General features: G+C 34.9%; 18 protein-coding genes. All 18 read right to left on the reverse strand.

Features of this window, described 5'->3' with window-relative positions; genetic code table 11:
* Position 1 precedes the first annotated feature (1 nt).
* Positions 2-871: a MinD/ParA family protein gene (locus ACKVQX_RS01335; protein WP_231726951.1), complete on the reverse strand. Its 870-nt coding sequence runs from the start codon at positions 869-871 to the stop codon at positions 2-4.
* Positions 871-1,992, reverse strand: a complete 1,122-nt coding sequence (flhF, locus tag ACKVQX_RS01340; RefSeq protein WP_068454829.1) for a flagellar biosynthesis protein FlhF — start codon at positions 1,990-1,992, stop codon at positions 871-873. Before flhF ends, ACKVQX_RS01335 begins: the two co-directional genes overlap by 1 nt.
* A complete protein-coding gene (gene flhA, locus ACKVQX_RS01345; RefSeq protein WP_068454831.1) occupies positions 1,989-4,022 on the reverse strand; it encodes a flagellar biosynthesis protein FlhA in 2,034 nt (677 codons plus the stop codon). Before flhA ends, flhF begins: the two co-directional genes overlap by 4 nt.
* Before the next feature lie 12 nt (positions 4,023-4,034).
* Positions 4,035-5,117 carry a flagellar biosynthesis protein FlhB gene (gene flhB / locus ACKVQX_RS01350; RefSeq protein ID WP_087680163.1) on the reverse strand — a complete coding sequence of 361 codons (1,083 nt, stop codon included), beginning with the start codon at positions 5,115-5,117 and terminating at the stop codon, positions 4,035-4,037.
* Between the two features lie 3 nt (positions 5,118-5,120).
* Positions 5,121-5,897 carry a flagellar biosynthetic protein FliR gene (gene fliR, locus ACKVQX_RS01355; protein ID WP_068454838.1) on the reverse strand — a complete coding sequence of 259 codons (777 nt, stop codon included), beginning with the start codon at positions 5,895-5,897 and terminating at the stop codon, positions 5,121-5,123.
* A 4-nt stretch (positions 5,898-5,901) separates the two neighbouring features.
* Positions 5,902-6,171 carry a flagellar biosynthesis protein FliQ gene (gene fliQ / locus ACKVQX_RS01360; protein ID WP_068454841.1) on the reverse strand — a complete coding sequence of 90 codons (270 nt, stop codon included), beginning with the start codon at positions 6,169-6,171 and terminating at the stop codon, positions 5,902-5,904.
* Positions 6,172-6,189: 18 nt separating this feature from the next.
* Positions 6,190-6,855, reverse strand: coding sequence for a flagellar type III secretion system pore protein FliP (gene fliP / locus ACKVQX_RS01365; protein WP_087680164.1), 666 nt, complete (start codon positions 6,853-6,855; stop codon positions 6,190-6,192).
* Complete coding sequence (locus tag ACKVQX_RS01370; protein ID WP_068454848.1) at positions 6,848-7,534, reverse strand: flagellar biosynthetic protein FliO; 687 nt, start codon at positions 7,532-7,534, stop codon at positions 6,848-6,850. Before ACKVQX_RS01370 ends, fliP begins: the two co-directional genes overlap by 8 nt.
* Positions 7,535-7,539: 5 nt before the next feature.
* A complete protein-coding gene (locus ACKVQX_RS01375) occupies positions 7,540-7,902 on the reverse strand; it encodes a response regulator (protein WP_068454851.1) in 363 nt (120 codons plus the stop codon).
* Positions 7,903-7,924: 22 nt separating this feature from the next.
* Complete coding sequence (gene fliY / locus ACKVQX_RS01380; protein ID WP_342302616.1) at positions 7,925-9,214, reverse strand: flagellar motor switch phosphatase FliY; 1,290 nt, start codon at positions 9,212-9,214, stop codon at positions 7,925-7,927.
* Entirely contained in the window at positions 9,207-10,205 is a 999-nt protein-coding gene (gene fliM, locus ACKVQX_RS01385) for a flagellar motor switch protein FliM (protein WP_068454854.1), read from the reverse strand. Before fliM ends, fliY begins: the two co-directional genes overlap by 8 nt.
* Before the next feature lie 33 nt (positions 10,206-10,238).
* A complete protein-coding gene (gene fliL / locus ACKVQX_RS01390) occupies positions 10,239-10,670 on the reverse strand; it encodes a flagellar basal body-associated protein FliL (protein WP_068457502.1) in 432 nt (143 codons plus the stop codon).
* Positions 10,657-10,884, reverse strand: coding sequence for a flagellar FlbD family protein (locus ACKVQX_RS01395; protein ID WP_068454857.1), 228 nt, complete (start codon positions 10,882-10,884; stop codon positions 10,657-10,659). The genes fliL and ACKVQX_RS01395 overlap by 14 nt, the downstream gene beginning before the upstream one ends.
* Before the next feature lie 69 nt (positions 10,885-10,953).
* Positions 10,954-11,745 carry a flagellar basal body rod protein FlgG gene (gene flgG, locus ACKVQX_RS01400; RefSeq protein WP_068454860.1) on the reverse strand — a complete coding sequence of 264 codons (792 nt, stop codon included), beginning with the start codon at positions 11,743-11,745 and terminating at the stop codon, positions 10,954-10,956.
* An 87-nt stretch (positions 11,746-11,832) separates the two neighbouring features.
* Entirely contained in the window at positions 11,833-12,201 is a 369-nt protein-coding gene (locus tag ACKVQX_RS01405) for a TIGR02530 family flagellar biosynthesis protein (protein ID WP_409135946.1), read from the reverse strand.
* A 13-nt stretch (positions 12,202-12,214) separates the two neighbouring features.
* Positions 12,215-12,859, reverse strand: a complete 645-nt coding sequence (gene flgD / locus ACKVQX_RS01410) for a flagellar hook assembly protein FlgD (RefSeq protein WP_409135947.1) — start codon at positions 12,857-12,859, stop codon at positions 12,215-12,217.
* 3 nt (positions 12,860-12,862) lie between these two features.
* Complete coding sequence (locus ACKVQX_RS01415) at positions 12,863-14,233, reverse strand: flagellar hook-length control protein FliK (protein ID WP_409135948.1); 1,371 nt, start codon at positions 14,231-14,233, stop codon at positions 12,863-12,865.
* Positions 14,234-14,257: 24 nt separating this feature from the next.
* Positions 14,258-14,893, reverse strand: coding sequence for a MotE family protein (locus ACKVQX_RS01420; protein WP_409135949.1), 636 nt, complete (start codon positions 14,891-14,893; stop codon positions 14,258-14,260).

Here is a 14,893-nt window from a genome sequence, read left to right on the forward strand (position 1 = left end):
CTCAGGACCTCCTTTTAGAAAATAGACCTCTTAATTTTGAAATAAATTGATTTTCTTGCGTCAATTGAATTGGATTATTTAAATCATTCGTCAAATAGCGTTCGACAATTCCGTCCATTGCTTTAGAGGCTTGGCAAGTAGGATATCGCTTTTTATAAGGAATCTGTTGATTAATTGCTTTACGAACTTGTAAATCTTCTGGAATCATTCCTAATTCTAATACCTCTTTTGCTAAAAAACGAGACATCGTTGTTTTCAGCCTTTCCAACGTTAAGAGTCCATCATCTTTTGATAATGCACGATTACATACTAGGTAAAAATCTTTTTCTTCATCCTTCATATGTATATACTTCATCATGGAATAAGCATCTGTAATGGATGTCGGTTCTGTTGTAGACACTACTACGATATGATGGACAGACATCATAAATTGCAATGACCATTCTGTAGCACCCGCTCCCATATCAAAGAGAATAAAGTCGTAGTTCTTTTGTAGCTCATTAAAAGCAAAAATAAGACGCTCAAACATAAAGTCTGACCATTGTAATAGCGAAGACATTCCGGAACCACCAGCGATAAAATCTAAATTCTTTTCATCTTGATGAATAACCTCTTGTATGGAACACTCTCCTTGTAAATAGTTCGTTAAACTATTTCTAGCTGTTTTTCCTAATAAGATATGGATATTCCCCATACCAATATCCATATCTACAATTAGGACACGATGATTTTGTTGTGCTAGAGTAAGTGCAAAGTTTGTAGTAAAGTTACTTTTTCCTACACCGCCTTTACCGCTGACGACAGCAATTGTTTTACAAACTGTCGTCTGTTGTTGTTGCATTTTTTCTCTCAATAGGGCTGCTTGATCCATTATGATTCAACTCCTTGAAAAATTAATTCCACGAGTTTAGACACAGAACCTTCTTCAATATTTTCTGGTACTTCTTGACCATCCGTATAGTAAGCAAGTCCTTTATTATATTTAACCATTAAATTCACCATTGAGCCAATAGTATTTGTTTCATCCATCTTTGTAAAAATGAGTTGTTGGATGTCAAATGTCGAAAATTGTTCAATAATCGTTGCCATATCAAGCTGTTTCGCCGTTAAAGCGAGTACTAAATAATTTTGAACATTTTGTTTTGTATCAATTAATTCTTCTAAATCGGCGATAAATTTCGCTTCTTTATAATTTCGACCCGCCGTATCAATCAATACGAGATCATGACCTGAGAATTGCTTAATTGCGCGTTCATAGTCTTCCTTTGTATAAACAACTTCTACGGGCGCATGCAATAAATTAGCATACGTTTTTAACTGTTCAATTGCTCCAATACGATACGTGTCTGTTGTAATAAATGCCACTTTCTTCTTTTTTTCTAATACGGCACGAGCAGCAATTTTAGCAATTGTTGTTGTTTTCCCTACACCTGTTGGACCTAAAATATTTACAAATTTCCGTTCAAAATTAACGCCACCCATTGGGTACTTCGATAATTTCTTATACATTGATTCTTGTGCATGCATCAATAATTGCTCATATGTTGTAGCCGGCTCATTTCGCACGATGTCAAAAAGCTCATCACAAATTTCTGTGATGAGTTCTTCATTCAATTCTTGCTTTTGTAAGTGCATATAAATTGGTTGAATAATCGCAGGGATATGATTAATCGTTTTCTGAGTTGATGTTTGCTTAATCATTTTTTTTAATTCATTTAATTGCTTTTGAATAGCTTCATTTTGTTGACTCAACGCGTATTTTTCTTCAAAATCACGTTGTTTTTCAAACACATCTAAATCAGGTCTTGTATCGGCTACTTCAACCGCATCAACACCTGCAAGTACTTCAAATTGTTTTTTCTTAAATAGACCTAAAAAGCCTTTTGTATAAATGACTTTGGAGCTGACGACAACTGCGTCATCTCCTAAATCATTTTTAACTTTTTTCATGGCTTCTGGCATTGTTTGAGCTATATATTTCTTCATTTTCATTCTACATTCACCACTCCAACACTTTGAATTTCAATTGAAGCATCTAATTCATTATAAGATAAAATCGGAATTTGTGGGAAATAACGTTCGGTTAATTGACGTACATACATTCTTACTGCTGGTGAACATAAAATAACCGGTGACTGATCAATAAATGATACACGCTCTAATTCAGCTGCAATCGATTCTAAAATGGCTTGTGACATTTGTGGGTCGAGAGCTAAATAATTCCCATGATCTGTTTGTTGAATACTATCTGCAATCGCTTTTTCAATCTTTGCTGAAACCGTTAGTACTTTCAATTCTTGTTGATTTCCAGCATATTGTGTCGTAATTTGACGTGCTAAAGATTGACGTACATACTCAGTTAACACATCTACATCTGATGTTAATTTCGAATAATCTGCCAGTGTTTCAAAAATAATTGGCAAATTACGTACAGATACACTTTCATCCAATAATTTAGATAATACTTTTTGAATTTCCCCTATACTCATTGGTGTAGGTGTTAATTCTTCAACTAAAATTGGAGAAGTTTCTCGTAAGTGATCAATTAATTGTTTTGTTTCTTGACGACCTAATAGTTCAGAGGCATTCGCACGAATAATTTCAGTTAAATGAGTTGATACGACACTAGGCGGATCGACTACTGTATAACCTAGCATTTCTGCATCTTCTTTTACTTGCTCATTAATCCATTTAGCAGGTAAACCAAATGAAGGCTCAATTGTATCAATTCCATCAATTGAATCATCATCACCAGGACTCATCGCTAAATAGTGATCTAATAATAATTCACCTTTTGCTAATTCATTCCCTTTAATTTTAATTCGATATTCATTCGGCTGTAATTGAATGTTATCTCGAATACGCACTACCGGAATGACAATACCTAACTCTAACGCTAATTGACGACGAATCATCACAACACGATCTAGTAAATCGCCACCTTGTGATGCATCTACTAATGGAATTAATCCGTAACCAAATTCAAATTCAATCGGATCTACATTTAATAAGTTCACCACATTCTCTGGGCTCTTCAAGTTATCTGTTGTCACTTCTTCTTCAATTTCCTCAATAGCTTCTTCTGTTTCTTTATTCATATTTTGAATACGGTAGCCTATAAATGCCACAACTGCCGCTACCGGTACTGTAAAGATAATTTGAATCGGTGTTACAAAACCAAGAAGTAAAATTGTAGCTGCTGCTATGTATAACAATTTAGGGTTTGATAATAACTGACCTGTGATATCTTCACTTAAGTCACCTTTTGACCCAGCACGTGTTACCACAATACCTGTAGCAGTTGAAATAAGTAAAGCTGGAATTTGTGAAACAAGACCATCACCTACAGTTAATGTAGAGAAATGTGTAATTGCTTCTGTAAAATCCATATCCATTTGAACAATTCCAATAATCATCCCAACGATTAAGTTGATTAATACAATGATAATACCAGCAATGGCATCACCTTTTACGAATTTTGTCGCACCATCCATTGAACCATAGAAATCTGCTTCATTACTTACTTTTTCACGTCGTTCGCGTGCATCTTTTTCAGAAATTAATCCCGCATTCAAATCAGCATCAATGGCCATTTGTTTCCCTGGCATCGCATCCAATGTAAAACGAGCTGCAACTTCTGAAACACGCTCTGACCCTTTCGTTATAACAATAAATTGTATAATTACGAGGATGACGAACACAACGAGACCAACGAGAATATTTCCGCCGACAACGAATGTACCAAATGTTTCTACTACGTTACCCCCGTCACCATGTGATAAAATAGCTCGCGTTGTAGACACGTTTAAACCTAATCGAAATAGGGTTAATAATAGTAGTAGAGATGGGAAAATCGAGAACTGTAAAGCTTCTTTCATCGTCATAGAAGTTAGTAATACGAGTAAGGCCAATGTTAAGTTCACAATGATTAAAAAACTAATTAACCAAGGTGGCAAAGGTACTACAAGCATTGCGACAATCATGATGACTGCACTTAAAACACCGATATCGCGAATTTTCATTGTTGTACCTCCCTAAATTTTTTGTTTAATACGATAAACATATGCGAGTACCTCAGCAACTGCTTTAAAAAACTCATCTGGAATGCGTTGATCAATTTGAACTTGATCATACATTGCACGAGCCAACGGTCGATTTTCTACCATCACAATATCATGTTCTTTCGCAATTAATTTAATTTTTTGCGCTACATAATCTGTACCTTTAGCAACTACTTTTGGTGCTTCCATTGTCGCATCGTCATATTTTAATGCAATCGCGTAATGTGTCGGGTTTGTAATAACGACATCTGCGTTTGGAATTTCTTGCATCATTCGGCGCATCGCCATTTCACGTTGGCGTTGCTTAATTTTTGATTTAATGAGGGGATCTCCCTCTGTATTCTTATATTCATCTTTAATATCTTGCTTCGACATTCTCAGATTTTTTTCATAGTCAAATTTTTGGTAAAAATAATCTAAAACAGCGATAAATGCTAATACAACACTTGCTGTTAATCCCATTAATACCGTTAATTTAGCGATTGTAGTTAAAGAATCTCCTGGTGTCTTAAACGATAAACTAAGTACATCACTCAAATTTAAAATGATAATAACCGTTGTAACTGTTCCGATAAAAGAGATTTTTAAAATTGATTTAAGCAATTCAATAATCGCACGCATTGAAAAAATACGTTTAAATCCTTTAATAGGATCAATTTTTTTCAAATCAAACTTTAACGTTTCAGTTGTGAAAAGCAAACCGAATTGAAAAAAGTTCGCTGCAACTGCGGCAATCATTGCTATTGCCATAATAGGTAAGAGGATTATAGCCATTTCGACTAAAATATCTTTGAACATTTCCATAACCGACTCAACAGAAATCGATTCAATTAACACGGTATGCGTAAATGTTTCTCTAAAAAATGTTAATAAATTTTCTCTTAAATATGACCCCATTATTAAGAGGTACATAAAGATGGCAAGCAAGACAAACGCGCTGGTTACGTCCTGACTTTTTAAAACTTGACCTTTTTTTCGTGCATCTTGCCTTTTCTTCGGTGTTGCTTTCTCTGTTTTTTCACCTGCGAAAAACTGTAGATCTAATTTTAAAAGCATTGACTATCCACCACCTAATATCACCATAAAATCTCGCATTGCTTCAAACATCACGCGGAATAGCTTTTGCATAACTGCTACCATAACGCCCATTGTAACAATCATAATGATAAAGCTAACACCAATTTTTATCGGAAAACCTACAACGAAAATGTTTAATTGTGGTACTGTTTTTGCTGTAATCCCTAAAGCTAAATCGACTAAAAATACCGTTGCAACAACTGGAATTGCCATTTGAAAAGCAATTGCAAATACGGCTGTAAATGTCTTCATAATAAATGTACTTGCTGCTGGATCACCAAAGTTCGGCCATACACTTTGTAATGGAATATATTCATAACTATAGTATATTCCATCTAGCAACATATAATGTGCATTTGTTGTAATTAATAATAAAAGTACAATTGTTTGGAAAAACTGACCAATTAATGGACTTTGAGTTCCTGTCATTGGATCAATAATATTAGCAATTGCAAAGCCAATCTGAAAATCGATAAAACTACCAGCAATTTGCACGGCCGATATAATAATATATGCAAGTAAACCAAGTGAAAGTCCTACTACCGCTTCTTTTAAAACAAGCATCGCGTAAGCATCATCAATTTTAATAACCGTTTCTTCCATCGTATAACTCATAATCCAAGCAAGTACTACAGCTAAAAAGATGCGATCTTTTACAGGTATTGTTTTATATGAGAAGAAAGGTACTGTCACAAAAAAGGCACTTAAACGAATTAGAACTAAAAAGAATACCGGAAGCTTAGGTATAATCTCTGTCATATACTCACCCTATAAACCGCGTTAAATTTGCAAAAATATCACGTGTATAAGATAACATATGCGTTAACATCCAAGGACCAAAGAAAACTAAGGCAACTAATACAGCAACAATTTTAGGTACAAAAGCAAGTGTTTGCTCTTGAATTTGTGTTGTAGCTTGGAAGATACTAACCAGTAATCCCGTAATCAAAGCAACTAATAGTAAGGGGCCGGAAACCATTAAAATAACTGTGATTGCTTTTTCAGCTGCTGATATAACAAACTCTTGTGACATATAATCCTTCCCCTTTCTTTAAAAGCTTTGTAATAGAGACTTCATTACGAGATACCATCCGTCTACAAGTACAAATAATAAAATTTTAAATGGTAATGAAATCATAACCGGTGGTAACATCATCATACCCATCGACATTAAAACACTGGCAACAATCATATCAATAACTAAAAATGGAATAAAAATCATGAATCCCATTTGGAATGCTGTTTTTAATTCACTGAGAGTATAAGCTGGAACAAGCGTCGTTAAAGAGATATCTTGTACAGATTTAGGCTGTTCTTCACCTGCATAACTTAAAAATAAATCTAAATCACTTTGACGCGTATGTTTACTCATAAATTCTTTGAATGGAACACTTGCTTTATCATATGCTTCATCTAATGTAATTTCTTCTTTAAATAACGGCTGTAGTGCTTCTTTATTTACTTCTTGGAATGTAGGAGCCATTATAAAAAATGTCAAAAACAAGGCTAAACCGACAATGACTTGGTTCGGTGGCATTTGTTGTGTTGCTAAAGATGTTCGAACAAAGGATAGTACGATAACAACTCGCGTAAACGATGTCATTAAAATTAAAATACTCGGTGCCAATGATAGAACAGTTAACAACAGCATTAATTTCACAGAAGTTGAGACGGTTGAGCCACTACCATCGGAAAAAGCTTGAAGTAAATCACTCATCGTCTTTCTTCTCCTTTTGACTCCAATCATCTAATTGTTGCTGACGATTCTTTTTTATTTTGTTAAGTTTTTCATCTAATGCTTCTTTAAAATCGCTTGTAGCTGGTTCTACAGGCTGCTTTGAAAATTTATCTTTGACTGTTTGAAACATTTCAGCGATATAAGGTGTTTGTACAGCTAGATTATGCTTCTCTTCATGCATTTTTATTAAAGCCTCTTGCTCTGTTGGATCTGTAATCTCTTTAATCATTTGAACATCTTCACCAACACCCACTAAAAATAGCGAATTTCCCACTTTGAGTAATTGCACTGATTTTTGTTGGCCTAAAGATACTCCACCTAAATTTTGTAACATTTGGTTCGATTGGTACTTTTTATTATTACGATTGACTAATTTAAGCACAAAGAATAAAAGCCCTACAACAAAAGCTAAGGCTAACAAAATTTTCAAGTATTCCCATGCAGTCATCCCAGAACTAATTGTCGAATCTTCAGATGAGTCCGCCTTATTTACTTCAGCTTTATTTTGATTTTCTTTGTTATTTTGCTCGAAATTATCGCTTACCATACCATCTTTTTCAGCATAAGCAACAGGTGTGCTCCATGCTGAAAAAGAGAATACAGAAATCATTACGATTAAAGCCAATAAATAGCGTTTTTTGAATGATTGCTTGAACATTGAATTTAACCTAACGCTTTTTGAATTGCTTCAATTACGCGATCTGCTTGGAATGGTTTTACGATAAAGTCTTTTGCACCTGCTTGAATTGCATCAATTACCATCGCTTGTTGTCCCATAGCTGAACACATAATAATTGTAGCACCTGGATCTGTTTCTTTAATTGCTTTTAAGGCTGCAATTCCGTCCATTTCTGGCATTGTAATATCCATTGTAACTAAATCTGGTTTTAATTCTGCATATTTTTCAACTGCTTGTGCACCATCGGCTGCTTCTCCTACAATTTCAAAACCATTTTTTGTTAGTATATCTTTGATCATCATACGCATAAATGCTGCGTCATCTACAATTAATATTTTTTTTGCCATCTGTATATTCCTCCAATAAAATCTATCTTAAATTATTTAAACGGTCTTCTTTACTCAAGATATCCGTAATTCGAACCCCAAAGTTTTCATCAATTACAACTACTTCTCCTTTTGCAATTAGACGACTATTTACCAACACATCTACAGGTTCACCTGCTAATTTATCCAATTCAATAATTGAACCACTTACTAATTCAAGAATTTCTTTTACTGAACGCTTCGTACGACCTAATTCTACTGTTACCTGTAATGGAATATCCATCAACATATTTAAGTTACGCGCTTCAGTTTGTTTTAAATTAGCCTGTTCAAAATCAACAAACTGCGCTTGCTGTACATTCATTTGTGGCTGTTGTACAGGTTGTTGTTGATACATTGGTTGCTGTTGCATCGGTTGCTGATACATCGGTTGTTGCTGTTGCATTGGCTGCTGATACATTGGTTGTTGTGCTTGTTGCATTGGATCAGGTTGTTGATACATCGGTTGTTGTACCTGTTGCTCTTGTGAAGTAGTTTGTCCATTTGCTGAAGCTTGTGGGCTTATTTGTTGCTCTGGCTCTGGAGTCGGTTGTTCTTCAACAGATTCAACTGGTTCTTCCGCATCAGGGTTCATCAATGATTTTACTAAGTTTTGACTAAAATTTAAAGGTAATAATTGCATTATATTTGAATCAATTAGTGTACCAATCTTTAATCTAAACGAAACTTTTACTAATAAGTCATCATCTGGAATATTTTCAGTGCCTTCATTATTTGAAAAATTCATCAAATCAATTGAAGGTGGTGAAATATCCACTTTTTTATTGAAGATTGTAGACATTGACGTCGCTGCCGACCCCATCATCTGATTCATAGCTTCTTGTACAGCACTTAAGTGAATCTCATTCAATTCTTCTGCAGGATTTAATCCATCTCCTCCAAGCATTAAATCTGCGATAATCGAAGCGTCTGATTGTTTAATAACTAATAAATTCATTCCCATTAATCCTGTTGTATACTCGACTTGTACAGCCACATACGGATGTGGAAATTCTTCTTCTAATTTATTACGATTAATCATACTAAGTGAAGGTGTTGTAATATCAACCTTTTGACCAAGAAGTGACGATAATGCTGTAGCCGAACTACCAAATGAAATATTTCCTATTTCACCTAGCGCATCGCGTGACATATCATCTAAATAGTCTTCTATTTTATACTCTTCTGAGTCACTGTTTAAAGGATCTTCAACATCCTCATCTGATTTTTTATCTAATGATTCACCACGTAATAGTGCCTCAATTTCTTCTTGTGATAACATCTCATCACTCATCATCACCATCTCCTCCTTCCAGAGACTCTAAAATTTGAACAGCCATTCTCTTTTTCACTTTACCAGGTTGCACAATAAATTTAGGTACTTCATCTACTTTTAAATAAAGTGGATCTGTAATTAATTTATCTAACTGTAAAACATCCGATTCTCTTAATAATAAGAAATCCTCGATACTTATTTGTGCAGTACCTAATTCAGCAACTAATGGCAGTACAGATTTATTTACATTATTTTCGATAATTGCTTTTTGTTCTGGCGATACCTCTTTCGTATTAGCTTGCATCCAATAGCGTACAGATAAATTCGGTACAATAGGTTCTAATACAACATGAGGAATACAAATATTAATCATACCACTCGTCTCACCAATAATAGAGTTGAAAGAAATGACAACAACTGTTTCATTTGGTGAAATCATTTGTAAAAACTGTGGGTTAACTTCTAATTCCGTCATGATTGGATCAATATCCGCTATATTTACCCATGCTTCTCTTAAATTATCAAAAGAGCGCTCAAAAAGGTTCGTCATAATTTTCGTTTCAATTTCTGTTAAATTATCAACATTACTATGACTTGATCCCTCTCCCCCCATTAAACGGTCCAACATAGAGTAGGCAATATTAGGATTAATCTCCATCAAGACATTTCCATCTAAAGGTGGTACTTCGAAGACATTAATTAATGTCATATTTGGAATAGAACGAATAAATTCTTCAAAAGGTATTTGATCGACAGATGCTACTGTGATTTGTACATATGTTCTAAGTTGAGCAGAGAAGAATGTAGTTAATAAGCGAGCAAAATTTTCATGAATACGAGTCAAACTACGAATTTGATCTTTTGAAAAACGTAAAGCTCTTTTAAAATCATATACTTTTACTTTTTTTGTTTCTTCTTCTTTTTTAATATCATCTGCCGACATTTCTCCTGTCGACAATGCGGATAAGAGCGCATCAATCTCGGATTGTGATAAAACATCTCCAGCCATCTGCTCACCTCCTCTTCCTGTTTAATTCATCGATTACGATACTGCAAATGAGGTGATATATACTTTTTGTACTTCCCCGTTTTGCATTAAGCCATTAAACTTAGCTTTTAATGCATTCGTTAATAATTCCTTACCTTTTGTACCTTGTAAATCTTTACTACTCATATCTGAAAGAACCTCTACAAGAATATCTTTAATTTGAAAATCTCGTTTTGTTAATTCTTCAGCTGCTTCTTTACTATCTGTTTGAATTTTTAAAGATAATTTCACATAACGACGGTCATTTAGGTTTGTACTAATCTCTGGTACATCTACAGATTGTTCAATTATTTCGTCGATACTCGGTTCAGCATTAGCACCACCATCTTTTGAAAGCTGTGTTACCACAACAAGTGCAACCACACCAATCAATGTAATAGATACTAAAATTATAAGCATAATGGTTAATAATTTATTCTTCTTCATCTTCATTTTCACCTCTTAAATGCGGGTTTGATAGGAGTTGTACTTGTCTATAAAATGCGACTATTTGTTTTTCTACTTCCATCGCTTTTTCCAACACAACATATTTTCGTCCGGTCGTTAACGTGATGGTTGTATCAGGAAACTCCTCGACCGATTCTATGTATAATGCGTTTAAAGTGAATGTTTTTCCATTTAATCTTGTTACATGAATCATAGGAATATAGGGCTAGTCTGGATAGAGCCAGCCCAGCCCCCCTCCTTTTTAATTAAACAATATCAAAAATTAACGTTTTAAGTTAACTAACTCTTGTAAGATCTCATCTGATGTTGTGATGATACGAGAGTTTGCTTGGAAACCACGTTGTGCAACAATCATTTCTGTAAATTCTTCTGATAAGTCAACGTTTGACATCTCAACGAAACCAGATTCAATTGTACCATTACCATCTGCTCCAGGTGTTTTTGTATCTGATGGATCACCTGAGTTATTCGACACTTGGTAGTAGTTACCGCCTACTTTTGTTAAACCTTCTGGGTTAGGGAAGCGTGTGATACCAATTTGACCAGCGGCTACAATTGCTCCTGCTTGCGTATAAGAAACTGTACCATCTTGACCAATTGTCAAATTCGTAGCATCAGCAGGAATTTGAATTTGGTTCCCGTCTGCAGAAACTAATTTTTTACCGTCTGGTGCGATAAGCGTTCCTTCACGGTCTAAATATAAGTTACCTGCACGTGTATAAAACGTATTATCCCCATCTGTAAATGATAGGTAGCCATCACCGTTAATTACGACGTCTAGCGTACGTCCTGTACTTTGTGTTGAACCTTTATCATGGATTGTATCGATTGCAGCCAAACTCGATCCTAAACCGATTTGTTTTGCATTCGTACCCCCTAGATTATCTGTTGGCGCACTGGCACCTGCAACAGTTTGTGAAATTAAGTCTTTGAAAATAACACGGCCTTTTTTAAAGCCATATGTGTTAACATTTGCGATATTGTTCCCGATGACATCTAACTTAGTTTGGAAATTCTTTAAACCACTGATACCTGAATACATAGAACGTAGCATAATTGATTTTCTCCCTTCGATTTTCAAGTGTACTATCTCAGTCAGTCGATAGTACAGAAGGCGCCCTTTTACAAGGTCCCGCCAGATTTAAATTAAAATAGCACTGTCAATATTCGTAAATATTTGATTACCGGCTTCTGTTCGATCCAATGCGGTTACAACAATCGCATTTTTTACATTTATAATTAAAGCTGCATTTTGTGTTAAAAATAAGGATTCATTTAAACCTTTACTTTTAGCAACTTGCATCTTTTCTTCAATCTTATTCCACTCCACATCACTGATGTTAATATTACGTTGTGTAATTCGCTGTGATGCATGTTTACTAATTTTCAGCGTTTGTTGTGCTTCATTTAGTAATTCTTGAAACTGTGTCTTTGATGTTTCATTATTTTTTGGTTGTGTAAGCTTACTATTGTATGTGATGGGTGGTTGGACAATTCTAATCGGATTCAAGAATTTACCTCAGTTACGCTGAAATAGCCGTCATTTGATCTGCTGTAATCGTTTGTCCATTCGATAGAGCATATTGAATTTTGCCCTCTTTTTTTGATACAGAAGTCACTGTATCTGTTGTTGTTTTGCCCTCATCATCTACAAAGCTTACTTTTTTACCAATTAACATACTCGCGTCAATCAATGAGTTAGAACCGCCAGCATTTGTTGCCTCTGTTACCTCTGAGATATTTGAAGCACTAATTACTTTACCACTCTCTAAAACAAATTTTGCTTCCGCACCGTCGTATTGAACTTTAACTACTTTTTCAGTTCCTGTATTCACAATTGGCTTCCCTGCTTCATCTAACTCTTTTGAAGCTTCATGCCAAGTCACCGTTTTACCAACAAATGAATTGAATTGAATTAATTGCGATTGCTGCGTTATAGCAGTCAAATTATTCATACCTGTCGCAATATTACTCATTTGTTCTAATGAAGAAAACTGAGCCATTTGCGCAATGAATTCTTTATCATCCATTGGACTTGTAGGGTCTTGGTTTTGTAGTTGTGTAATAAGAATTTTTAAAAAGTCATCTTTACCTAGATTACTATCACCTGTTTTCTTTTCAGTTGTCGGTAAATAATAATCTGCTGTAATTCCCTTAACGTCTGCCATTTCCTACTCCTCCATTTCTGCTAATATTTCATCAAAACTTTTCAACTCGTCCTGTTTGTTTTCGCTAGTTTCATCTTTTTCAGTTTGCTGTGATTGAGATGACTGTTGCCCGAATTGATTACCACGATCACTCTTATTTGGTTCTGTAAGTGCCTGTGCTACATCTAGGCGATCCAATTGGATATTTTGATTTGCGAAACCTTGTTTTAACTGATGCAATGTACTATCAATCATTTGTTTTCCTGCTGTGTTAGAAGCTAATAGTTTAGCAGATAACATCCCATCTTTTTGAACTAATTCAATTCGAATCGTTCCTAGATGTTCTGGATACAACTTAATTAATAATCTTGTTCCAGCTGCATTACTTGCAAATTGAGCACGATTTAGTACATTCTGAAATTCTTCTACGAATTTAGCAGATTGTGCTTGTGAAGTTCCGTTGCTTGGCAATTGTATTGTAACAACAGAAGGTTTTGTGCCTTGTAACGTTGTAGCAGTTGTAACTTGATTTGTAGGTGCTTCTACTGCTTTAGGTGCTGGGAATCGAATGGTTGCTTTTGCAAAAGGTAACATGGTTTCTTTTTCAGCCGTCTTTTCAGAAATTTGTCCTGCTAAATTCGATAACCAATTTTTCATTTGCGCTGCTTGTGATTCCTGTTTTAAAGTTAAATCTGTTTTAGGTGCTGCTAAATCAATCAACTTAAACAAGGCAACTGCTTGTTGCGCTTCTTTTTTCGTTAATTTTGCATCTCCATGCCCATTAATTGCAGCAGCAATTTGTTGTAGAGCAGCCATTACTTTTTGATCTACTTTGCCTAGCTCTGTCCATAAATCAGTAGTTCCTGATGACTGTGTTTGTTGATTTGTATTTGTAAGCTTGGTAATTAAATTTTGTAAATCTTGCGTTTGCATTCCTAAAGCTTTTGCTACTTGATCTAAACTTAATTGCTCTCCTTCAACTAAAGATTGTCCACCCATAATCTCAATAATTTGCTGAACAGATGTTGCTTGTAGTAAAGATGAAAAATCAACTTCTTCTACTTTAGTTACTTGTTCATCTATTTTTTGAGTGGGTAATAAAAACTCAAGTGTTAGTGGAGGTGAAGACTGCTCATTTACTACATCTTCTTTTATTTCTTCTACTTTATTTTGCTGATTTTCTGCATTTGTTGAAGGTGTTTGAACCTCATTTTTTTGCTTTTGTGCAGTTGTCACGCCATTTTTTGAAGAACTTTGATTTGTTTCGTTTTTCGATGCTTGTTGCGCTTTATTTAGTGTAGATGAAAAATCTGTTGTATTGCTACTAGACTTCGCAACCGATTTCGCATCTGACTTTCCTATTGCAACACGATCTAAAGACCCGACCATTACCATATATTCACCTCCCTTCAAACCATTTTATTTTTCACCTTGAGACATTGCTTCTGTATAATAAGCTGCTTTTTCAGGTGTCATTTTCTCTAAAATCGGTGCTAATGTCGCTGGCTTTAAATTATTTAAAATACTTAAAGCTTCTTCATTTTTCATTGCTGAAATTGCGGCTGCCGCTGATTTAGGGGCCATTTGCTCATATGTTTTCGTTAGAAGTGTGGAGTCAGTTTTATTATCTGCTTTACCATCTTGTAATTTCTTGACTTCTTTTTCTAATCGCTTTTTCTCTACTTCTAATTTTGATGTATCTGTCTTATTGGCATCAATTTGTGATTGTAATTTCGTTACAAGAGCTTCTTTTTCTTTCACTTGCGCCTGCAATTTCACAATTTCTTTATTATAATCTTCAATTGATTGCTCTGTTGTTTGTTCTGTTTGGTCCGAATTTTTCCCCACGAGTGTTTTTGCTTTTTCAAATACGTTCGTACCTGTTACTTCCGCTACAATTAATCCAACGGCCAATGCAAATAGTACAGGAATAATGACCCAAAAGAATAGTTTTTGTAATTTCCCAGGTCCTTTTGGTTCAGAATTTTGCTCATTCGGATCCATCACAGACTGTTTTTTACGCGGTTTTTTAGACGCTACAGGTTTCTTTGCCAT

Source organism: Kurthia sp. ISK08 (genome assembly GCF_046159805.1).
In the GTDB taxonomy this organism is placed as follows: Bacteria; Bacillota; Bacilli; order Bacillales_A; family Planococcaceae; genus Kurthia; species Kurthia gibsonii.

What these genes read in the sequence shown, in the direction of transcription:
- ACKVQX_RS01335 (WP_231726951.1), bottom strand. Translation starts at nt 871, where the DNA reads ATGGATCAAGCAGCCCTATTGAGAGAAAAAATGCAACAACAACAGACG.
- flhF (WP_068454829.1), bottom strand. Translation starts at nt 1,992, where the DNA reads ATGAAAATGAAGAAATATATAGCTCAAACAATGCCAGAAGCCATGAAA.
- flhA (WP_068454831.1), bottom strand. Translation starts at nt 4,022, where the DNA reads ATGAAAATTCGCGATATCGGTGTTTTAAGTGCAGTCATCATGATTGTC.
- flhB (WP_087680163.1), bottom strand. Translation starts at nt 5,117, where the DNA reads ATGCTTTTAAAATTAGATCTACAGTTTTTCGCAGGTGAAAAAACAGAG.
- fliR (WP_068454838.1), bottom strand. Translation starts at nt 5,897, where the DNA reads ATGACAGAGATTATACCTAAGCTTCCGGTATTCTTTTTAGTTCTAATT.
- fliQ (WP_068454841.1), bottom strand. Translation starts at nt 6,171, where the DNA reads ATGTCACAAGAGTTTGTTATATCAGCAGCTGAAAAAGCAATCACAGTT.
- fliP (WP_087680164.1), bottom strand. Translation starts at nt 6,855, where the DNA reads ATGAGTGATTTACTTCAAGCTTTTTCCGATGGTAGTGGCTCAACCGTC.
- ACKVQX_RS01370 (WP_068454848.1), bottom strand. Translation starts at nt 7,534, where the DNA reads ATGTTCAAGCAATCATTCAAAAAACGCTATTTATTGGCTTTAATCGTA.
- ACKVQX_RS01375 (WP_068454851.1), bottom strand. Translation starts at nt 7,902, where the DNA reads ATGGCAAAAAAAATATTAATTGTAGATGACGCAGCATTTATGCGTATG.
- fliY (WP_342302616.1), bottom strand. Translation starts at nt 9,214, where the DNA reads ATGAGTGATGAGATGTTATCACAAGAAGAAATTGAGGCACTATTACGT.
- fliM (WP_068454854.1), bottom strand. Translation starts at nt 10,205, where the DNA reads ATGGCTGGAGATGTTTTATCACAATCCGAGATTGATGCGCTCTTATCC.
- fliL (WP_068457502.1), bottom strand. Translation starts at nt 10,670, where the DNA reads ATGAAGAAGAATAAATTATTAACCATTATGCTTATAATTTTAGTATCT.
- ACKVQX_RS01395 (WP_068454857.1), bottom strand. Translation starts at nt 10,884, where the DNA reads ATGATTCATGTAACAAGATTAAATGGAAAAACATTCACTTTAAACGCA.
- flgG (WP_068454860.1), bottom strand. Translation starts at nt 11,745, where the DNA reads ATGCTACGTTCTATGTATTCAGGTATCAGTGGTTTAAAGAATTTCCAA.
- flgD (WP_409135947.1), bottom strand. Translation starts at nt 12,859, where the DNA reads ATGGCAGACGTTAAGGGAATTACAGCAGATTATTATTTACCGACAACT.
- ACKVQX_RS01415 (WP_409135948.1), bottom strand. Translation starts at nt 14,233, where the DNA reads ATGGTAATGGTCGGGTCTTTAGATCGTGTTGCAATAGGAAAGTCAGAT.
- ACKVQX_RS01420 (WP_409135949.1), bottom strand. Translation starts at nt 14,893, where the DNA reads ATGGCAAAGAAACCTGTAGCGTCTAAAAAACCGCGTAAAAAACAGTCT.